General features: G+C 57.2%; 23 protein-coding genes and 1 tRNA gene. 9 read left to right on the top strand and 15 right to left on the bottom strand.

What is annotated here, in order from left to right; all coding sequences use genetic code 11:
- Positions 1-109: 109 nt before the first annotated feature.
- Complete coding sequence (locus RAE09_RS05285; protein ID WP_005327437.1) at positions 110-733, top strand: TetR/AcrR family transcriptional regulator; 624 nt, start codon at positions 110-112, stop codon at positions 731-733.
- Complete coding sequence (locus RAE09_RS05280; RefSeq protein WP_005327436.1) at positions 727-2,295, top strand: MDR family MFS transporter; 1,569 nt, start codon at positions 727-729, stop codon at positions 2,293-2,295. Before RAE09_RS05285 ends, RAE09_RS05280 begins: the two co-directional genes overlap by 7 nt.
- A 293-nt stretch (positions 2,296-2,588) precedes the next feature.
- Here RAE09_RS05280 and RAE09_RS05275 read toward each other — a convergent pair whose 3' ends face one another.
- The 4 genes from RAE09_RS05275 to RAE09_RS05260 all read right to left on the bottom strand — a co-directional run bounded on the left by RAE09_RS05275 (position 2,589) and on the right by RAE09_RS05260 (position 6,233).
- The gene (locus RAE09_RS05275; protein WP_150850904.1) at positions 2,589-3,158 is read right to left on the bottom strand and encodes a GNAT family N-acetyltransferase; all 570 of its coding nucleotides are present in this window, start codon (positions 3,156-3,158) and stop codon (positions 2,589-2,591) included.
- Between the two features lie 78 nt (positions 3,159-3,236).
- Entirely contained in the window at positions 3,237-4,601 is a 1,365-nt protein-coding gene (locus RAE09_RS05270; protein ID WP_316981138.1) for a PhoH family protein, read from the bottom strand.
- A gap of 184 nt (positions 4,602-4,785) precedes the next feature.
- Positions 4,786-5,412 (bottom strand): LGFP repeat-containing protein, encoded by a 627-nt coding sequence (locus RAE09_RS05265; protein WP_005323598.1) that lies wholly within the window; start codon positions 5,410-5,412, stop codon positions 4,786-4,788.
- 146 nt (positions 5,413-5,558) lie between these two features.
- Entirely contained in the window at positions 5,559-6,233 is a 675-nt protein-coding gene (locus RAE09_RS05260) for a LysR family transcriptional regulator substrate-binding protein (protein ID WP_316981137.1), read from the bottom strand.
- A gap of 71 nt (positions 6,234-6,304) precedes the next feature.
- On the opposite strand from RAE09_RS05260, the gene RAE09_RS05255 reads away from it, so the two are divergent.
- Entirely contained in the window at positions 6,305-6,634 is a 330-nt protein-coding gene (locus tag RAE09_RS05255) for a DUF5997 family protein (protein ID WP_023021891.1), read from the top strand.
- Here the strand turns inward: RAE09_RS05255 and glyA are convergent.
- Positions 6,631-7,914 carry a serine hydroxymethyltransferase gene (gene glyA, locus RAE09_RS05250; protein ID WP_236882514.1) on the bottom strand — a complete coding sequence of 428 codons (1,284 nt, stop codon included), beginning with the start codon at positions 7,912-7,914 and terminating at the stop codon, positions 6,631-6,633. The two genes, RAE09_RS05255 and glyA, sit on opposite strands and share 4 nt — an antisense overlap.
- Before the next feature lie 118 nt (positions 7,915-8,032).
- On the opposite strand from glyA, the gene coaA reads away from it, so the two are divergent.
- Positions 8,033-8,959, top strand: coding sequence for a type I pantothenate kinase (coaA, locus tag RAE09_RS05245; RefSeq protein ID WP_005327431.1), 927 nt, complete (start codon positions 8,033-8,035; stop codon positions 8,957-8,959).
- Positions 8,960-8,962: 3 nt separating this feature from the next.
- Here the strand turns inward: coaA and RAE09_RS05240 are convergent, their stop codons facing one another.
- The 3 genes from RAE09_RS05240 to mca are packed head-to-tail and all read right to left on the bottom strand — an operon-like array spanning position 8,963 to position 10,957.
- On the bottom strand, positions 8,963-9,739 hold the full coding sequence (locus RAE09_RS05240; protein WP_150850761.1) for an isoprenyl transferase: 777 nt from the start codon (positions 9,737-9,739) through the stop codon (positions 8,963-8,965).
- A 12-nt stretch (positions 9,740-9,751) separates the two neighbouring features.
- Complete coding sequence (locus RAE09_RS05235; RefSeq protein ID WP_204609642.1) at positions 9,752-10,063, bottom strand: hypothetical protein; 312 nt, start codon at positions 10,061-10,063, stop codon at positions 9,752-9,754.
- 3 nt (positions 10,064-10,066) lie between these two features.
- Positions 10,067-10,957, bottom strand: coding sequence for a mycothiol conjugate amidase Mca (gene mca / locus RAE09_RS05230; RefSeq protein ID WP_316981136.1), 891 nt, complete (start codon positions 10,955-10,957; stop codon positions 10,067-10,069).
- 95 nt (positions 10,958-11,052) lie between these two features.
- Here mca and RAE09_RS05225 point away from each other — a divergent pair, with 95 nt between their 5' ends.
- The 3 genes from RAE09_RS05225 (at position 11,053) to RAE09_RS05215 (ending at position 12,485) form a co-directional block, all read left to right on the top strand.
- Complete coding sequence (locus tag RAE09_RS05225) at positions 11,053-11,523, top strand: DUF4307 domain-containing protein (RefSeq protein ID WP_316981135.1); 471 nt, start codon at positions 11,053-11,055, stop codon at positions 11,521-11,523.
- 120 nt (positions 11,524-11,643) lie between these two features.
- The gene (gene greA, locus RAE09_RS05220; RefSeq protein ID WP_005323614.1) at positions 11,644-12,165 is read left to right on the top strand and encodes a transcription elongation factor GreA; all 522 of its coding nucleotides are present in this window, start codon (positions 11,644-11,646) and stop codon (positions 12,163-12,165) included.
- A gap of 41 nt (positions 12,166-12,206) precedes the next feature.
- Positions 12,207-12,485 (top strand): thiamine biosynthesis protein X, encoded by a 279-nt coding sequence (locus RAE09_RS05215; protein ID WP_316981134.1) that lies wholly within the window; start codon positions 12,207-12,209, stop codon positions 12,483-12,485.
- A gap of 44 nt (positions 12,486-12,529) precedes the next feature.
- Here the strand turns inward: RAE09_RS05215 and RAE09_RS05210 are convergent, their stop codons facing one another.
- The 7 genes from RAE09_RS05210 to RAE09_RS05185 all read right to left on the bottom strand — a co-directional run bounded on the left by RAE09_RS05210 (position 12,530) and on the right by RAE09_RS05185 (position 18,595).
- On the bottom strand, positions 12,530-14,155 hold the full coding sequence (locus tag RAE09_RS05210; protein WP_316981133.1) for a hypothetical protein: 1,626 nt from the start codon (positions 14,153-14,155) through the stop codon (positions 12,530-12,532).
- A 306-nt stretch (positions 14,156-14,461) separates the two neighbouring features.
- Positions 14,462-15,076: a DUF3558 family protein gene (locus RAE09_RS11920; protein WP_394371999.1), complete on the bottom strand. Its 615-nt coding sequence runs from the start codon at positions 15,074-15,076 to the stop codon at positions 14,462-14,464.
- A 471-nt stretch (positions 15,077-15,547) separates the two neighbouring features.
- The gene (locus RAE09_RS05205) at positions 15,548-16,318 is read right to left on the bottom strand and encodes a Bax inhibitor-1/YccA family membrane protein (RefSeq protein WP_316981132.1); all 771 of its coding nucleotides are present in this window, start codon (positions 16,316-16,318) and stop codon (positions 15,548-15,550) included.
- Between the two features lie 189 nt (positions 16,319-16,507).
- Positions 16,508-16,584 (bottom strand) — tRNA-Leu (locus RAE09_RS05200).
- Positions 16,585-16,624: 40 nt separating this feature from the next.
- Entirely contained in the window at positions 16,625-17,590 is a 966-nt protein-coding gene (locus RAE09_RS05195) for a Ppx/GppA phosphatase family protein (RefSeq protein ID WP_049379137.1), read from the bottom strand.
- A gap of 10 nt (positions 17,591-17,600) precedes the next feature.
- Positions 17,601-18,149 (bottom strand): DUF501 domain-containing protein, encoded by a 549-nt coding sequence (locus RAE09_RS05190; RefSeq protein ID WP_198492793.1) that lies wholly within the window; start codon positions 18,147-18,149, stop codon positions 17,601-17,603.
- 8 nt (positions 18,150-18,157) lie between these two features.
- Entirely contained in the window at positions 18,158-18,595 is a 438-nt protein-coding gene (locus tag RAE09_RS05185) for a septum formation initiator family protein (RefSeq protein WP_316981131.1), read from the bottom strand.
- A 221-nt stretch (positions 18,596-18,816) separates the two neighbouring features.
- On the opposite strand from RAE09_RS05185, the gene RAE09_RS05180 reads away from it, so the two are divergent.
- Both RAE09_RS05180 and RAE09_RS05175 read left to right on the top strand, forming a co-directional pair.
- Positions 18,817-19,347: a hypothetical protein gene (locus RAE09_RS05180; protein ID WP_005323635.1), complete on the top strand. Its 531-nt coding sequence runs from the start codon at positions 18,817-18,819 to the stop codon at positions 19,345-19,347.
- Between the two features lie 35 nt (positions 19,348-19,382).
- Entirely contained in the window at positions 19,383-19,967 is a 585-nt protein-coding gene (locus tag RAE09_RS05175; RefSeq protein ID WP_005323638.1) for a hypothetical protein, read from the top strand.
- Positions 19,968-20,038 lie beyond the last annotated feature (71 nt).

Raw genomic sequence — 20,038 nt, 5'->3', positions numbered from 1 at the left:
GGGGGCGTCGGCAAGCGCTATGGCATAGCACACATTAGGGAAAACGCACCTCTAAAATCACCACTTTTGCACTTGGTGCAAGTTTGCACCGAGTGTAAAGTTGCATGGCATGCAAGAAGAATTATCACTACGCGAGCAGAAGCGCCTCGAGACGCGCCTGCGCATTGAGGATGCCGCCACGAAGCTGGTGGATGAACAATCCTTTAGCGCGGTCACGATTGAGAGGATCTGCGAAGTAGCCGGTATTTCTCGGCGCACCTTCTTCAATTATTTCGACTCCAAGGAATCCGCCGTACTAGGTGCTCCAAGCACCGAGTTTACGGAGGAGATGCGGGAATTCTTCCTCACGGAACCAACGACCAGCATGGTGGGACTCGTCCTCCAGTTGGTCAGGCAACACATGGAAGGCCACCACATCAACCCGACCATCCGGGACCGCCGCAAGCGCATCTCTAATGATCCGGATGCGGCCGCGGCGGCAATAAGCCGGAAGCGGGCAAAGTCCATTGAGCTTATCGATCTCATTGAAGAACGCCTCACCACAGAACCGGAGCTTCGCGTCCTCGATAACTGCTCCGCAAGTACCGAGGCGATGCTCATCGCCGGCCTCGTCCGCGAGGCACTTTGGCTCGCGATGGCATCCCCCGATGCGGATTGCAGCAAGGACCTCCACGCGCGACTCGATACCTCCCTCACGCTAATAACAGATTTTATGAAAGGAATGCGATGGTAGATACGGCTACTAAGGCCCCCACGCAGGGCCAGTCCCGAGCCGATAACCTCGGGCTTATCTTCTCGGCTTTGATGCTCACCATGCTGATGAGCTCTTTGGGCCAAATGATCTTCTCTACTGCTCTTCCCACCATCGTTGGTGAGCTTGGCGGCGTCGACCACATGAGCTGGGTCATCTCCGCCTTCCTTGTCACCATGACCATCGCCATGCCTATTTCCGGCAAGCTGGGTGACATGCTGGGCCGCAAGTGGCTCTACATCGGTGGTATCGCCACCTTCGTCGTGGGCTCTACCCTCGGCGGCTTTGCAAACTCCATGACACTGCTGATCATCGCCCGCGCTGTGCAGGGCTTTGGCGCAGGTTTTATGATGATTTCCTCCCAGTCCATCATCGCCGAGGTCACCTCCTCCCGTGAGCGCGGCAAGTTCATGGGCATCATGGGCGGCGTCTTCGGCCTGTCCTCGGTTCTCGGCCCCGTCCTCGGCGGCTGGTTCACCGACGGCCCAGGCTGGCGCTGGGGCATGTGGATGAACATCCCGCTGGGTATCCTCGCCATTATCGTGTGCACCCTCGTGCTGCACCTGCGCGTAGGTGATGCCGATATGAAGCGCTTTGACTGGCTAGGTGCCACCTTCATCGCCATCACCACCGCCTCCCTTATCCTCATGACCACCTGGGGCGGCACCGAGTACGAGTGGGGCTCTTCCATGATCCTCACCTTGGGTGCCATCACCATTATCGGCGCCATCATCACCGTCTTTGTGGAGCTGCGCGCTAAAGAACCGCTCATCCCGGTTCGCCTATTCAAGAACCGCAACATGGCCCTGACTACCCTCTCCGGCGTGGTACTTGGCCTGGCAATGTTCGGTGTTCTGGGCTACATGCCTACCTACCTGCAGATGGTGCACACCCTGACCCCAACCAAGGCGGGTCTCATGATGATCCCGATGATGGTTGGCCTTATCGGCACCTCCACTGGCGTGGGCTTTATCATCGCCCGCACCGGCCACTACAAGGTCTACCCCATCATCGGCCTGGCGATTACCGCCGGCGCCCTGTTCTGGATGTCCCACCTCTCCGTAGAGACTTCCCTGAAGCAGCTGGGCTGCGAGTTCCTCGTCTTCGGCATCGGCCTGGGCATGGTTATCCAGGTCCTCGTGCTCATCGTCCAGAACTCCTTCCCGCTGTCCCAGGTGGGTACGGCTACCGCGGCGAATAACTTCTTCCGCCAGATCGGCTCCGCACTGGGTGCTTCCCTGGTTGGCTCCATGTTCATCCACAATATGAAGGATGAGATGGCCACCCGCTTGCCAGAGGCTTTCCAGAAGATGGGACCGGAGGGCGCCGCCTACGCGGAGAAGTTCGGCGACGCCAATGGCGGTGCCAATAGCCTCACCCCGGATTTGGTTGCGTCCTTCCCCAAGCCCATCGAGGAAGCAATCCTCAACTCCTACAATGACGGACTGACCCCGGTCATCGCCCTCATGGTTCCGCTGGTTATCGTCGCCCTCATCCTCCTCCTGCCACTGCGCGAGGAGCGGCTGAAGGAAACGATTGACTAATATCACCTTCACCTGCAGAAATACAGGCCACTAGCCGGGAGCTGCACGCCCTGCGCGATGCACTCCCGCTTGCCGACGCCCCCATAGAATCTGCCCTCCAAGCGGCGTTACAAATCCAGGCCGGTCCCATCGAAGTGTGGCGCAAGCCCGCGCGCACGGTGGGCCGATATGCCCCGCCCTAGGCGGGGCATTTTTATTGCCGCTCCCCTGGTTCTAAGGCCTAAACAAAAAGCCCCTGCCATCGTTACCACGAGTGTGGTAACGATGGCAGGGGCTTGTATTCGCTGGGGAAGCTAGCGCTTCTTTTCCTCCGGCTTGGGCAAAAGCAGCTCATATACGTCGGTGTCGCGCCACTGGCCCGCAAGCTCGCCGTAGGTCATCTTCGCCATGTGCGAGTAGGTGCCCACTTTCACGAAGCCGCGCGACTTATGCAGCCCCGCAGAACCTGCGTTCTCAGGGAAAATCCACGAGTGAATAGCCCACTTGTGTAGGTCTTGACACACCTCGATCAGGCGATCCAGAAGTGCGCCGCCGATACCACGGCCCTGTGCCTCGGTGCCTAGGTAGATGGAATCTTCCACTACTCCGTGGAAGACGGTGCGGGTAGATACCGGTGCCGCGGAAACCCACCCCAAGACCTTAGAATCATCATCTGCTTCAACGGCCACATGCACCGAAGGCATGATCTTGCCGGCTTTGAATTCTTCAAAGGTCAGGGATCGGGTCTCATAGGTGGCGTGACCAGTGTTGAGCCCCTGTTCATAGATCTCTCGCATCTGCGGGTAATCCGCCGCGGTGAAGGGGCGGATGCGGAAATCTTTCTTCTTATCGTCCGAAGACGTCTGCTTAGCGTTCTCGCTCATATACAACATTATTACTGGGACTTGCCCAGCTTCGCCACGCTGTACACATAAAGATCGCCCAACGCGAACGAACTTGGCCTAGTTGCCGCCTTCCAACAGGTCAGTAACGAGCTCCGCAATGGCAGAGCGCTCAGAACGCTGCAGCGTAATATGCGCAAATAGCTCATGCCCCTTGAGCTTTTCAATCACTGCCTGCACTCCGTCGTGCCGGCCTACGCGAAGGTTATCGCGCTGTGCCACATCGTGAGTAAGAACTACACGCGAGCCCTTCCCCAACCGGGAAAGCACGGTAAGCAAGACGTTTCGCTCCAAGGACTGCGCCTCATCCACGATGACAAAAGCATCATGCAGCGAGCGACCGCGAATATGCGTCAGGGGCAAGACCTCGATGAGGCCGCGCTCGTGCACCTCTTCCATGACGTTGTCAGACACCAAACCCTCCAAAGTGTCATAGACCGCCTGCGCCCACGGGTTCATCTTGTCCGATTCCGTGCCCGGTAGGTATCCCAGCGACTGCCCGCCCACCGCATACATCGGGCGGAAGACCACAATGCGCCGGTGCTCGCCGCGCTCGAGCACCGCCTCCAAACCGGCGCACAGGGCTAGTGCCGATTTGCCGGTGCCGGCACGGCCACCGATGGAAACAATACCGACATTAGGATCCATCAGCAGGTCCAAAGCTATGCGCTGCTCCGCGGAGCGCCCCTGGAGGCCAAAGGCGTTGATATCACCACGTACAAGCTCGACCACGCCATCCGCAGTCATCCGACCCAGCGCAGATTGCGCGCCCGCAGCCAAGGTGAGGCCGCAGTGCACCGGCAGGTCCTCCACGGCGGTACCCTTTTCCGTTTCGACGCCGTCTAGCATGACTTCCCCATCACGATAGAGGGCATCGATGACATCCGAGCTGGTTTGCACCGTCGCCATTCCGGTATAGCCGGTCAAGACTACGTCCTGGGCGTGATACTCATCCGCCTGCACGCCTACCGCACCGGCCTTCACGCGCAGCGGCACGTCCTTCGTGACCAACACGGTGTCCTTCCCCTCGTGCGCAAGGTTAAGCGCGCACGCCAAGATGCGGTGGTCACCTTCTGGTCCGCGGAACGCGGTAGGCAGCAAGGATTGGTCTTGATGGTTCAATTCCACGCGCAGGGTGCCGCCATCGACGTTGACGGGAACCGGCTGGTCTAAGGCCTCATAGGTAGCGCGCAGCTCCTCCAAAAAGCGAAGAGCTTGGCGGGCGAACCAGCCAAGCTCCGGGTGATGACGTTTTCCTTCCAGTTCAGAAATAACTACAACGGGAAGGACCACGTCGTGTTCCGCAAATTTGCGCAGGGCCCAAGGGTCAGAAAGCAAGACCGAGGTATCCACTACATAGGTCTTGGTAGCGACGGTGTTATCAGTAGCGGCAAGCGGAGTAGAAAGTACAGAGGGACGAGACATGATGGCAGGGTTCTCCCTTAGTGTGCGGTAGATCAGACTTCTTCCGAATCACCCCGGATCCACGGGGTTGCCACCCAAAGTAGGCACCGAAGGTTGAAATTACATGGGTGCAAGATGAACATTAAGAAAACGAAAAATCCCTCCGCAGCACTTGCTGCAGAGGGAGAAGCTCTAAAGGAGCTTTTTACTTCTCTACGGAAGAGGTGAACTTACCGCTCTCGTCCTGGATCCAGGAGATTACGCCATTGTCGAACTGCTGGGTCCAGCCCTTGCCCTGAGCAGCCTTCTCCTCAGCAGCCTTAGGCAGGCCTACCTCAGAGTCCAAGCCGCCCTGCTCTTTCCAGGTTTCAGCAATCTTGCCGACGATAGGCTGAGCGCCCTCATCGTCGTCGAAGGTCAGCAGGTTGCCGTTATCGAAGTTAGCGAGGAACTCATCATCGTCACCCTGCTCGATGCTCTTTACGTCGCCCCACTCAGCCTTCTTCTCTTCAATAGCGGAAGCGAAATCAGCCGGAACGTCTACGTCACCGTTAGCGGTAGCGATGGACTTGGTAGCGCCGCCCTTGTCGTCAGCGTCGTCCTTGTCGTCGGAAGCATCCGCACCTTCGGAAGCGTCCGCATCGTCGGCGTCATCCTTGGAAGTAGCCTCAGCAGCAGCGGAGCCAGCAGCGTCGGTAGCGTCTGCAGCTACGGAGCCGGCGGTATCCTTAGCGTCGTTAGCTGCATCCTCAGCATCGGAGCACGCTACGAGAGCAACGGACAGGGTTGCGGCTGCAAAGCCACCTGCGATACGACGGGTCATCTTCTGCATTACTGCATCATCCTTTCATCGAGAAAGTAAGTTAATTCTAAAATTATTGTTAAATCACCCTTTATGGCGAACAACGACCACCGTAACGACGACTCCCAGCTGGCGCCACCCGTCCGGACAGGAAGTAGACAGCAAACAGTAAAGGCCTACCTACGTTTGCGCTGCTTAGGGACCTTCTTTTTCTTTTGTAACGAATTGTTAACGTTTCTCCGCGCCTGCTTCGCCTTCGCCTTTTCCCTGGCGCTGCGCTTCGGCTTCTCTTGGCGGGAGGAACGAGCCGTACGGCCCTTAGCGACGCCCACGAAGTCCTGGATCGCCTCCCCATCCTCATCCTTGCGCCACACCAACGCAATCTCCGTAACCGGCACGGACTCGTCCTTAAGGCCCAACGGCACCACCTGCTTTTTGCTCAGGACCTTCAGCAGGGGCCGCGGTGCAATCGCGATACCCACGTTGGCCGCCACTACCTGCAAGGCGTCGCGGACTGCGGGGACATCGACAAGCCCGGAATCGGCGAGGCGGTAGTTGAGGTGTTCATCGGCGACGTCGGCAAGCGCAAGCTCCTCGCCCACCTCCGCATAGACCGAGTCTTTGGGAACGGCAATGCCAGGGGCCTCTTTATAAAGTCGCACCACGTGAAAGGTGTCATCCACCCGCGCATCCGGCAAGCGCGCAAGAGCTAGGTCCACCTCGCCGGCTACCAGCGGGGCAAGCGCATCGTCCGCATCAACGGTGTACAAGCCACCATGAGCAGTATTTTCCTCGAATCGGCGGAACCACTTTCCAGGTTCTGTACCGGTGGCAAAAGCTAAGCGCAGCATAGAGGACAGTCTACTGAAAGTGCTACGGTAAAGGCGTGACTGAAGAACAAAAGCAACCATCCGGCACCGCCATGCGTGCCCAAACCGCGGCGAAGAAGCTAGGAATCTACCTGCCCGCCGCGCCGGACGAGTTCCAAAATAGTGCCATTAGCCACGAAGAGCTGCGCGAACTGCAGCATAACCCACCCGAGTGGCTGCAAACCTTGCGCCGCGAAGGCCCCCATCCCCGCCCCGAGGTTGCCCATAAGCTGGGCATCTCTGTTACCGCGCTCAAGAAGAACGATATGGATAAGCCGCTGACCACAGCGGAAATCAATCAGCTCCTCCAAGAGCAGCCGGAATGGCTCCAGCAGGCCCGCGCCACCATGGCGCAGGCCCGTGGCCATGAGGTGAAGGACTAGACCAGCTTCCAGTCCTCGAGGCCCTCATACAGCGGGTAGTGCTGGGCAATCTTGTCCACGCGAGCGCGCAGGGCCTCCACATCGGCATTCTTGCCCTGGACCAGGGCGGTGCCGATAATATCTGCAACCTCGGTGAAGGCCTCGGCATCGAGGCCGCGGGTTGCCAGCGCAGAAGTACCAATGCGCAGGCCGGAGGTGACCATCGGCGGACGCGGGTCATTCGGCACGGCATTTCGGTTAACGGTAATGCCTACCTCGTGCAGCAGATCCTCTGCCTGCTGTCCATCCAATTCAGAATTGCGCAGGTCCGCCAAGACCAAGTGCACATCGGTGCCGCCGGTCAGCACGTCCACGCCAGCCGCCTTGGCATCTTCTGCGGTAAGGCGCTCTGCCAGAATGCGAGCACCCTCCAAGGTGCGCTCCTGGCGCTCCTTGAATTCCTCGGTAGCAGCAATCTTCATAGCAATGGCCTTGGCAGCGACCACGTGCATCAGCGGTCCGCCCTGCTGGCCCGGGAAGACGTTGGAATTGATCTTCTTGGCATAATCCTGCTTGGCCAAAATCATGCCGGAGCGCGGGCCACCCAGGGTCTTATGCACGGTGGTGGACACGATATCCGCGTGAGGCACTGGGCTCGGGTGCAGGCCCGCCGCCACAAGACCCGCAAAGTGGGCCATATCTACCCACAGGTAAGCGCCGACCTCATCAGCGATTTCACGGAAGGCCGCGAAATCCATGGTGCGCGGGTAGGCAGACCAGCCGCCGATAATGACCTTCGGCTTTTCCTTCAGCGCCTGCTCGCGCAGCTTATCCATGTCCACACGCATGGTCTCTGGATCCACCTCGTAGGCGGCGACATCATAAAGCTTGCCGGAGAAGTTCAACTTCATGCCGTGGGTAAGGTGGCCGCCGTGAGCCAGGGACAGGCCCAAAATCTTGTCGCCCGGCTCAGCGATGGTGGAAAGAACCGCGGCGTTCGCCTGCGCGCCGGAGTGCGGCTGCACGTTGGCGAATTCCGCACCAAAGAGTTCCTTAGCGCGGTTGCGGGCTAGGTCCTCCACGACGTCGACATGCTCGCAGCCGCCGTAGTAGCGGCGACCTGGGTAGCCCTCGGCGTACTTATTGGTAAGCACGGAGCCCTGTGCCTGGAGCACGGCGCGAGGCACAAAGTTCTCAGAGGCGATCATTTCCAGGGTTTCGCGCTGGCGGGAAATCTCTCCCTGAATTGCGCCGAATACGTCCGGATCAAGGTCGCGGAGGTCAGAGGTAAAAGAAGCCATAAAGGTGTGGTCCCCTTCTCAAAATCAAGCGGTATGGGATGCTGCATATCTTATCGTGCCAAGCTCCCTAAGGGGGCATACTTTTACCCACAGATTATGCAAGTGCAACAATGGAACCATGGCGCGCACATTGGATTCGAGTCCCTACCTAGATTTTGACCGCGAGACCTGGCGTGAACTGCGTAAATCCATGCCTCAGGTGCTCACGGAAACCGAGGTGGAAAAGCTTCGCGGCCTAGGAGACCGCATCGACCTGGACGAGGTAGCTGATGTCTACCTCCCCCTCTCCCGCCTCATCCATATGCAGGTCATGGCACGCCAGCAGCTCACCACGGCTACCGAATCTTTCTTAGGCAACCCTCCGACGCACGTTCCCTTTGTCATCGGTGTGGCCGGCTCCGTGGCAGTGGGAAAATCCACCACCGCCCGCCTCCTTCAGGTGCTCTTGCAACGCTGGGAGTCCCACCCCAAGGTGGCGCTCGTGACAACCGACGGCTTCCTCTTCCCCACCGAAACCCTCAAGAAACGCGGCCTCATGCAGCGCAAGGGATTTCCAGAATCCTACGACCGGCGTGCACTCCTTCGCTTTGTCACGGACGTAAAATCAGGAAAGCCTCTGGTCAAGGCGCCGCTTTATTCCCATATCTCCTATGACATTGTGGACGGGGAATATCAAGAAGTTCACCAGCCCGACATCCTTATTCTGGAAGGGCTCAATGTACTACAAACGAGCCCCACGTTGACCGTGGCGGACCTCTTTGATTTCTCGGTATATGTTGATGCCCGCACCGACGATATCGAGCAGTGGTATATCGACCGCTTCCTTACTCTGCGCCACACCGCTTTTCGCGAGCCCAACGCCCACTTCTCTGCCTTTGCAGACATGAACGATGAGGAGGCCCGCGACCAGGCCCGCGAAATTTGGCAGTCCATTAACCTGCCGAACTTGGTGGAAAATATCTTGCCCACCCGTGTGCGAGCCTCCCTCGTGCTGAAAAAGGGCTCGCATCACCTGGTAGAACAGGTGCGGATGCGCAAGCTCTAGCGCCTACTTACCAAAGCGGCGCGAACGTTGGGAGTAATCCCGCAAGGCGCGGAGGAAGTCCACCTTGCGGAATGCTGGCCAGTAAGTATCCGTGAACCAGATTTCGGAGTACGCGGCCTGCCAGAGGAGGAAGCCCGACAGGCGTTGTTCACCAGAGGTGCGGATAACCAAGTCCGGGTCTGGAAGACCCTTGGTGTACAGGTGCTCACCAATAGACTCTGCGGTAACGCGGTCCGCCATTTCCGCTGCGGTAGTTCCCTTTTCCGCTTCCGCGCGCACCAAGTTCTGCACTGCGTCCACGATTTCTTGGCGCCCGCCATAGCCCACCGCCACATTGACGATGACCCCGGTATTGTCCTTGGTTTCTGCCGCCGCCGTCACCATGCGCTGGCGAATATCGTCCGGGAGCAGATCGAGGTGGCCAACCAAGCGCACCTGACAGCCGACGTCGCTATGGGATAGGTGTGTGACCACGTCCGAGATGATGTCAAAGAGCAGCTCTACTTCCTGCTCGCTGCGCTTCAGGTTCTCCGTGGACAGCAAATAAATGGTGACCACTTCGATATCAGTATCGCGGCACCACGAAATCATCTCTCCGATTTTCTTCGCGCCTTGGCGGTGACCATGGCTGATATCGGTAAACCCAGCCTCACGCGCCCACCGACGATTGCCATCGGCCATGATGGCGATGTGCTTAGGCTGCGGCTTGCCCTTGATCAGGCGCGCCAGACGGGCTTCATAAGCTGGGTAAGCCAGCTGCTTGAGAGAACTCACGCTCATTAGTCTATCCGCCTAGAAAATGGACTTCTTGCGGTTATCGTAAATGCCGGCTTCCTTCATCGCCTCATCCACGGCTTCCTCATCGAACGGATCGATTCCGTGATCTTCCGCAAACATCATGCGGCGGCGAAAGCGAGAGTAACGGCGATGGAAATTCCAGCCCGCAAACAACACCGCAACTCCCATAAGCGCCAAGATCAGCAGGCCAATGGGCGAAGCTTTGCCAAATTCAGGGCCCATTGGGCCGCCTTCGGCGCCCTCGGTTCCTTGGGCGAGTACAAATACGTCATGTGCGGCAAGCACGAAAGAACCATACATGCTCATATCTTAAGCCTCCTCTTCCTCTTCGATGCCGGCGAAGAGGTCATTTTCTGGCAGGGAGGTAGAAACGCGAGTCTTCGCCAGCTCGAACTCCTCGGTGGGCCAAAGGCGCTGCTGTACCTCCACCGACGTCGCCAAGAAGGCACCCGCCGGATCGATCTGCGTAGCGTGCGCCCGCAAGGCCTCCTCGCGATTGCTGAAGTAATCCGCGCATTCCACCTGGGTGGTTACACGCGCCATGATATCTCCAAAAGTGGTGTCCCAGCGCGCCAGCATCGGCCCATAAGGGCTGGTTTTACCCTCTTCTAGCAGCAGATCATGGAACATCTTCATGCGCTGGTAGACGAAACCGTGCGAATAGTAAAGCTTCAGCGGCGCCCACGGTTTACCCAGCTCTGGGTGATACTCGGCATCGCCCGCCTTCTCCCACGCGATCATGGAAGCCCGGTGCACCATCAAATGGTCTGGGTGCGGGTAACCGCCATTTTCGTCATAGGTGACAATGACGTGTGGTCGAAATTCACGGATAACCTGGACATATTCCTGCGCGACGGTGTCATCCCCCAGCAACGCGAAACAGCCCTCCGGCAGCAATTCCTCCATAGTCTTGCCTTCAACCGGGTCCGGCAATCCGGAATCGACGTGCCCCAGCCAGCGATGTTGCACGCCCAGCGCCCGCGCAGCATTAGCCATTTCTTCCCGGCGCACCTCGCCCATCTTTTCCTTGATTCCCGGGCGATTCATGGCGGGGTTAATCACATCGCCGCGCTCGCCGCCGGTACAAGTTAGCACCAAAACCTCATTGCCTTCTGCGGCATAGCGCGCGGTGGTTGCAGCACCCTTGGATGATTCATCGTCTGGGTGCGCGTGGATAGCTAGTAGGCGAAAATCGCTCACTGAAAATCCATCCCCTTATTAATCTAGGTTCTTTGAACAGATGATTATCCTAGTAGATAATTGGAAAACAGTGGTCCTCGGCTAGAGTGGAAGCTATGACTTCCGCCGGAAACTCTCGCTCAGTCGCCCGCTACGGCTCCCGCGGCTCCTCCGAAAAGAACTCTGGTAGCTGGACTAATAAGGCGCTGGTGCTCATCTTTGTCGCCATTTTTATCGCGCTTATTTTCTTCGGATTCCGGTACTTCCAAGAAAAGGAACGCGTGAACGCACAGGTGTCCATCGTGACCCAGGAGGTTTTGAGCGATGATTCCACCCGCGTTTGGGTCGATGTCACCCGCAATCACACCGATGAAGATGCTTATTGCATTGTCCAGGCCTTTGACTACTCCAAGTCCGAAGTAGGCCGCCGCGAATTCCCTGTTCCCGCGGGCGGAAACGAAACCCAGCGCATCGCTGTCGACGTCCCGACCAACGCTCGTGCCGTAGCCGGCGGGGCCTATGGTTGTTCCGGCAACATCCCCGAATACTTGGATATGGATAATCCTGACTACGCGGAAAGCCGCTAGCCGCGTGTGCTAGGATTTGTAGCGCCTAGAACTGGGCATATGCCCGGTTCCACTTTTACCTACAGCCCCAGGGATTAACAGGGGCTTTGACCACAATTCCTATCTACGGAAGGTTGCAGAATGGCTGAGCAGCAAAAGCAGTACATCACCCCGGAAACCAAGGCGAAGCTCGAGGCCGAGCTGCAGGAGCTCATCGACCACCGCCCAGTAGTCGCGGCTGAAATCAACGAGCGCCGTGAGGAAGGCGACCTCAAAGAGAACGCCGGTTACGACGCCGCACGTGAGATGCAGGACCAGGAAGAGGCCCGCATCAAGCAGATTTCTGAGGTTCTTGCGAACGCCACCACCGAGCGCGGTGCTGTTCAGGAGGGCGTCGCCCACACCGGTTCCGTAGTTCACGTTTACTACAACGGTGACAAAGACGATAAGGAGACCTTCCTCATCGGTACCCGCGCCGCTGCTTCCGATAACAAGGACCTGGAAACCTATTCCGAGCAGTCCCCGCTGGGCGCTGCCATCCTTGGCGCACAAGAGGGCGAGACCCGCGAGTACACCGCTCCGAATGGCAAGACCATTTCGGTCACCATCGAATCCGCAGCGCCGTATGATTCTGCTAAGGCCGCTGCTCCACGCGAGTCCTAAACTTTTAACCACTTACTACTCTGGAGAAAGAGCACATCCCCATGAAGAAGTTCTCCCGTTTCGCCGCCGCTGGCCTGGTCTTCACCGTTGGCCTCTCCCTCGCTGCTTGCCACCCACCGAACCAGCAGGATTCTGATTCCAAGGTAGAAAATGCCTCCACCTTCACCGGTGAGGCCCCGATGCAGAAGGATGCTGAGACCAGCTCTTCCGCACCCGAGACCGTTGTTGAAGAGGAAGCACCTGTAGTCGAGTCCGGTGTTCCAGAGGAGCCGGCACAGCCGCACTTGAACGGTACCGCCACCGAACTGCCACAGCAGTAATAAGGGCTTGAAGGGCCGAGGGATTTCCTCGGCCCTTTTTCATGCTATTTTTCTGGGTCCACTTCCCGAACCCAATCCCCGATGACACCGGGTACGACAGCAGGCGGCTCCCCCAGGAGGTCGCGCTTATTTGGATCCCGTTCCACCTGCGTGGTGACGGACTTTACGCGCTTTTTCTCACTGTCTTTGCCTCCGCGCATCCCCATCATTGGACCATAGGCTCGTGCCCCTCCGGTTGAGCGGCCCGCATTGCCACCGCGTGCTGCCGCGGCGCCTTCGCCGCCACCTGTTCCCGAAACAAGGCCGCCACCCACGCCAGGCCGCATGCCCGCACCAGCACCGTTTCCTGCACCGCTGCCAAGACCAGCGCGCACGCCTGAACCACCGCCGAGTGCATTGCCAAGACCAGCGCGCACGCCTGAACCACCGCCGAGTGCATTGCTATGGCCAGCGCGCACGCCTGAACCGACACCGGCGTAGGGCGCTCCAGCTCCTCGTCCTAGGTGCAGGCCCGACTGCGCTCCTCTTCCGGCACGCGCAATATCGGCGCCGCCACTTACATTTCCTGCAGCGGATCCAATTCCGCCTCGTGGCGACTGACCGCCGAGTACGCCGCGGCCCGCATCCGCAGGCCTTCCAGCTGCCATCATCGGCGCCATCCCAGTATTGGCGGATTGCCCTGTAGCTGTCGGCGCCATCGCACCACTGTTATTAAGCGCGCCTGCATTTGCGCCTGTGGCAACCGGATGCGCTGTACCACTAGGAACCTGCCCCATCGCCCCATTCGGCGCAGTTACGCCCGGCATGGATGCACCTTGGGTGGATACTTCATTTCCGCCGATGGCTACGTGGTCTCCCAGGCCCAGCTTTTCCAGCGCATTCCTGCCGCTAGTATGCATCTGCTGGTGAAAATCATTAATTTCTTGTGGGCTCATCCCCACTGCTTCTAGCCCGTCCACATTGCCATTGACGACGTCGAAGTTCCCCGGCCCCAAATCTCCTCGCGCTATCGCTTCCGCAATCTTCTTTGGCCATACCACGGCATCGGTGGTGTAGCGCTGCCCATCACCGTCAACGCCAGCGAGGCCCGCGTCGACACCGCCGCCTCCCGACGCCGGCGATTGTTCCATCAAAGCGTGCTGGTACGGCATTGCCTCAACCGCGAAGCGCTGCAGGTCAGGCTGCAATGCGGCCAATGCGGCCTTTTCCGCAATCTCGCGCTCAACCGGTTCCGGGATGGCCATCACTTCCATCGCCATGGCCATTGCAGTAGGCTGCATGCCCATCAGCTTGGCGTGGAATCCGGTCAGCTTCTCCCCCATGACCTTGGCATTTGCTACAAAGTGGCTTCCCGACGCCGCCACTTCCCTAATCTTTGCCGCCGCCCTCGACGTTGCCTCACTGTCGTTCTCGCCTTCCAAAGACCCGGCTGCTTCCTGCAGCCCGCTAACGATATCGTCGACTTCCGACGCCAACGAGCTCCACCGTGCATTCGCCTCAGACACATTCCAAATCTGCGTCGACATCAGGTCCGTAGCCAGCTTCACAATGTCCGTTCCGACATTCACCACCGGCATGGAAAACCCAAATGGGCTGTACCCCGGCTCAGGCTGGTTCATAATCGGCATCGACTCAATACCGATGTCCCCACCCGCATCCGCGATCTCCATTCCCCGACTATTCGCGTCCTCCTGCGACTGAAAACCTCGAGCCTCCCGCCCGAGACTGTCGTACAACCATTCCAATTGCTCTGAAAAATTCTTGATCGATTCACACGCAGATCCGGGGTCAGTCTCAAGAACCCTCTGGTGAACCGCGCCTACATGATCAATTCCATTAACTGAAGAAAATCCTGCATTAAGTGGAGAATTTATCCCCGCTCCTACTTCACTAATTCTTGATTGAAACTCATTAATTGCCATAGAATTCAGCTCAAGATTCTGACTACTCAGTTTCATTACTCCCCCGATTTTTAATTACATTGTAAGGTCTTCAAAAATTTGCTCGGCATTTCCGCAGGAAGTCTCTACAGTCCCTTCTTGAAGATTGGAAAAGCTAACTTTCACTGTTCCACCTTTAGTCTCTAGAAATGCCGAACAATATCGGCCCAAAGGACCATCTTCCGAATAAGCTACGAGTGGTAGATTCTCGCCTGTCAATATTGGTTCACCAGTAAATCTGATTGTTTCTTGGTCGAGCCCCAAATTCTTTGACGCCAAAGTGATAGAGGCTTCTCCATACCTCGCCTCAGAGCCACGAAATCCGCAAAAACTCCATCCTGACTCCCGATGAACCGAAATAGGCTCAGGATGTATACCAGAAGCTTCTAATCTGTCGTACGGAATCTCCGTACACGGATCAAAAAGCTGGAAGCTCGGGTCTGCCGGATCGAATTCCCCCAGTGGCGGTAGGACGCCGGAAGTGTCTCCCGACCCCGTGGCGCCGGCCTCCCCCGGTTGGCCGGCGCCGTCCGCATTCTTCCCGCCATTAGTGTGTGCCGATTCCCCCTGATTGCCTTCTGCGTCATCCCCCGGGTCCCCGTTGGTTCCCCCTGCACCGTCGGTCGAACTAATGCCGCCAGCCTCGTCCACCTTGGTGGTTTCCTCTGACGCGCTCCTCGTACCGATGTCCGCAACGCAACTGCTCAGCATAACGGTGCTGCTGACCATCAACGTTGCTACGGTGACCTGACGCTTCACAACAATCCTTCGCGCACTCACTTCCTGACGAGAGGAACAGGAAAAGTGAAACAGAGAACTTTTCACTTCGTATTTCCCGTTCCGGTACACAGCATGCATGAGGCCCCAAGAATTTTCTATGCAACCGCAAAGGTTAACGGCAATTTAACAAAATTATTTGCCCCATATGTCACATCCATAACGTCTAAAGGGCGAAATTTCCTGCTCATTAGCTGTACCACCCCGGGGAGTGGTTTTGTAGACCAAATGAAGGCTAAACCCGCACTTTATCCCCCAGAATTACCCCAGAAATTACACGTTTGTAAGCGATTTTTGGCAACAAAAAGGCCCGCACCGAAGTGCGGGCCAATGCAAAAGAGTCAGTTAGTCTCGCTGGAAATAGCTCAGCAGACGGAGGATCTCAGTGTAGAGCCAGACCAGGGTCACAGCGAGGCCAAGAGCTACGCCCCAAGCGTTCTTAGCAGGAGCACCAGCGCGGATCATGCGGTCAGCCTGATCAAAGTCGGTCAGGAAGGAAAGGGCACCCAGAACGATGCAGACGAGCGAGAAGATAATGGCAATCGGGCCACCATCACGCAGTGGGTTGAAGTCAAAGAAAATCGCGCCCAAGAAGTTAACAAGAGCCATGACAGCAACGCCAGCAATCAGGCCGAAAAGGATCTTGGTGAACTTCGGAGTCACCTTCACTGCGCCAGTCTTGTACACAATCAGCATGCCAATGAATACACCAATGGTGCCGACAATCGCTTGGCCAATGATGGCCATGCCGCCCTCGCCCTGGAAGTTGACGTTGGAGAACATCAAGGAGAAGCCACCGACAAATAGGCCTTCAAATACGGCATAAATCAGGGTGACTGCAGCAGAACCCCACTTCTTGCCAAAAGAGGCAACGAGCACGGTAATGAAACCACCGATGCCACCGACCAGAGTCAAAGCCATGGCGATACCTGGGCTTACTAGCATTCCCAAGGCGAAGTTGATGGCTGCAGCGACAATGATGACGCCGAGGGTAATGCCCGTCTTGGTCACTACGTCATCCACGGTCATGGGACGAGTAGATTGGTCCGCATAACCAGGATTTTGGTGGCTACTATTTTCGGTCAGAGAACTCATTACCGGATTGCTTGAACGCACGGTTGTCCTTTCTAAGAGAGGTGCAAATTAGCTATCTCACCCCATTCAACGAAACACCACCCCATAAAGTTCCACATTCTTACCATTTAGCTAGAAGTTTTGTGTGTAGCTTCCGCATACATGCTGTGGAGACATGCTGACGCAAAAAGTCTCGAGACGCTTCCAAGAAAGACGTCTCGAGACTCCACATGGTGCCCCCAGTGGGACTCGAACCCACACTGAATCGATTTTAAGTCGACTGCCTCTGCCGATTGGGCTATGGGGGCAAGGGCAAGGAATATTTTAGGACACCTCACCCTGCGGGAGTTAACGAGGGGTACCCTCTGCAGCCAGACCAGCGATAATGCCGTCGAGAATGTCCTTTTCACTAATGAAAAAGCTGCGCGCATCGCAATTGCGCTCGATAAGCTGCATGATGCCTTCGACGGCTACCGCCCCACCGCCGATGACGTCGGCACGGCCGGGGTGAATGACGGGGTTGAGGGCGCGGACGTCGGAAGGCAGGCTAATAAGCTGCTGCAAAAGCACGCGCAAGGCATCGAAGCGGAGCTCAGACCCGTGAATGGCATCGGCGTCGTAGCGCTCAAGTCCCTGAGCCAATGCAGAAAGAGTGGTAAAAGTGCCTGCGCAACCGACGATGGTACGGGCCTTAGAAATAGGTACTATCTTCTCCACTTCCGCCGTGCGCTCGCCGACGTACTCGGAAGCGATCTCAATCTCCGACTCGGTAGGCGGATCGGTACGCATAATGCGCTCGGTTAGCCTGACGCATCCCATGCGGGCCGAGTGGGTACCCAAGATATCACCATCGGCCGTGCCTACGACGAACTCGGTCGAACCGCCGCCCAGGTCGATGACACAGAAGGGCCCGCGGTCTGGCTCTACATCGGCCACGGCGCCATTAAAGGACAACAGAGCCTCTTCCTCGCCCGAGACGACCTCAGCCTGTGCGCCAGGCTGAATTTGGCCGAGCAACTCAGCAGTCATGTCGAAGAATTCCTGCTGGTTCTTGGCATCGCGAGTAGCGGAGGTAGCAACCATCCGCACGCGGGTAACCTTCTCAAACTTCATCTGGCGTACGTAGCCTTCCAAGGCCACGCGGGCGCGGTCTAGAGCCGCAGGGGCGATTTCGCCAGTGGCATCCACCCCCTCACCCAGGCGGATGATTTCCATGGTGCGGGTAATATCGCGGACCTTGCCGTCATCCTGAATTTCAGAGATGAGCAAGCGAATCGAATTGGTACCGCAATCAATCGCAGCAACGCGAGTCATAACAACCCTCCTATTCTGCGTTAGAGAAGTCGAACTGGGCCAAGTCAATTCCCAGATCTTCTACGCTGGGCCAGTCCTGCGGGATGGCAGAGCCTCGAAGCTTGCCGTGGTCGGCGGCCATGGCCACCGCCTCAGTTCCCAAACGGAAATGCTGTGGGCCTTCAGCAAGCGCGTACGCGATAAGCACATGCAGACACTTCACCCGATCGGGCATGCCGCCACCGGAGAAATCGGTGCCAAGGTCTTCGATGTCATTGCGCTTGGCCAAAAAGTATTCGTGGGCACGCTGATAGTCGGCAGCCAATTCCTCGTCCTCACCCAAGCGGGCTTCCATCCACTTCATAACGTGAGCAACCTCCAAGCGTGAGGCTTCGGCCGTAAGCCGTGGGTCGGTGAGGTAGTAGAGGGTGGGGAATGGGGTGCCGTCGGCAAGCTTGGGCGCCGTCTTAATTACCGCGGGCTGCCCATCCGGCGTGCGATAAGAAACCTCTAGGACCCCGCGTGGAGTGCGGCCCAATTGCTCAGTTACTACAGCGATATCTGCATCAGTGACGGTCATGCGGACAATTATCGCACATCTGGATTCTCTTCCGGCGCCGGCTCAATCGGAAGATGATTTACCTGCTCGGACGGAGCTTCTTCCTCAGGCGGCTCGGCTACAGAATCCCACAGAACTTCGTACCATTCGCGGGAATCTTCTTCCTTCTGACCATCTGTAGTGAGCTGGTGATCTGGCTTAATCTGCGGGTCAATGATGCGATAGGCGGTCTCGCCCTCATCGACGACCCCGAATCGGCGCCGCGCCTCCTGCTTGATGTACTCATCGGACTTATATTTATCAATCTTCTCCAGCAAAGCAGCTTTCTCATCCTGTTTGGCGGCGATTGACTCATTGAGGCGGGCAATTTCGGATCGGCCGTGGTAGTAATTGCGCAGCGGAATGGCGATAGCAAACAAAACAACGAGCACTATAGCTACGATTACGCCTACTCCGGCAATACTCATCCGGTCCGGCTTCTGTTTCTGCTTCAGTTGTGCACGCTGAGCTTTGCGGATATCCGCAGCACGCGACGCCACCGGAACCCTAGTGCGGCTCCGGTTTCGCTGCCTCTTCTTTTCGCGTGCCATAGGCCTCTAATCCTAGCGCCGTCACTCCTGTAACAGGGACGTGGCACGCGCAATTTGGATACACTAAAAGAAATTCTCCCTCCCAGGAAGGAAGTTTCATGTCCCTCAAGCGCCTCCTCCCCGTTCTCACCGCAACCCTATTCCTTGCCAGCTGCAGCCCTTCCGCCCAAGACGGCGAATACCCCGTCTACGGTGACGGCTACGACCTGAACACCAAAGACGGCATGGCCGACTATCTCAAGGAGTACAAAACCCTGCCGGATGATTACATCAACCACGATGCTGACCAGCTCGAGGGCGACGATCAGCCCGAGACCTTTGAAACCAACGCAGATTCCGTGAAGAAAGCCGGCGAAGCTACCTGCAAGAATAACGAGTTGCTCGACATTTCAAAGGAATATTTCCGAGGAAACACCGACAAATTTGGGGAAGCTGTTATGTCATCAGTCAGCGGCTCTGATGATAAATACAGTGATGTTTTTGAGGCACTGAACATCCCCGATGACGCACCAGACAATGACAAGATCATGGCTGCAGCGATGACCTCACTCGGTGCCGTGATGGCTTGCGGCGATGAATTCAGCGATGAAGAACTGGAAAAAGTCGCTGAGTCCATCCATTCCAGCTAGAGCTTCGAACCAGATTCCCTACTTAAGGAATAGCTATGCCCCTCAAGCGTCTCCTCCTCCTAGCCGCCGTAGGCACCCTACTTACCGGGTGCAGCTCGACCGACCACAAAGAAGAAGCAGCCACCAAAGCGGAATCCCCCACTAGCGAAAGCCCTACCAGCAGCGAAACCCCCACCACCACAAGCAGAAAGCACGACCTCAACACCAAAAGCGGCTTCATTTACCACATAAAGGAACACGGCACGATCCCGGACTTCTACCTAGATGTGTTCGGCGCTGGGGCTTCCGAAGAGGAAGACGGCCCTACAAGCTACGAGGTCAATGCTACGACGCTGAAGAAGGCTGGATCTGTTGCCTGCGAGAATGAGCAAATCCTGGACGACGCCAAGTATTTGCTAACCCATGGCGACAGCGCATTTGAAGAACTCGTCCCTAGCCTTGAGGAGTTCGATAGGAAATACGCTCCCGTCTACGAAAAGCTTGAAATTTCAGCGGCTTCTCCCGTCCTAGACAAGCTTTTTACCATGTACATGGCTGGCGTGGGTTCCCTCGCCACCTGCGGTGACAAATATGACGATAAGGAACTCGAAGCAGTAGCTGACAACGTTTTCAGTTACTAACCCCCGGAATTTCGCACATTTTTTCGTTTTACCCCTTGCGCACGCCGGAAAGGCGGCTTATACTAGGGGCA

The sequence above is a fragment of the Corynebacterium tuberculostearicum genome, from assembly GCF_032821615.1.
In the GTDB taxonomy this organism is placed as follows: Bacteria; Actinomycetota; Actinomycetes; order Mycobacteriales; family Mycobacteriaceae; genus Corynebacterium; species Corynebacterium tuberculostearicum_H.
Note: the sequence above shows the minus strand (reverse complement) of the source record. Positions and strands in the feature narration are given on the sequence as shown.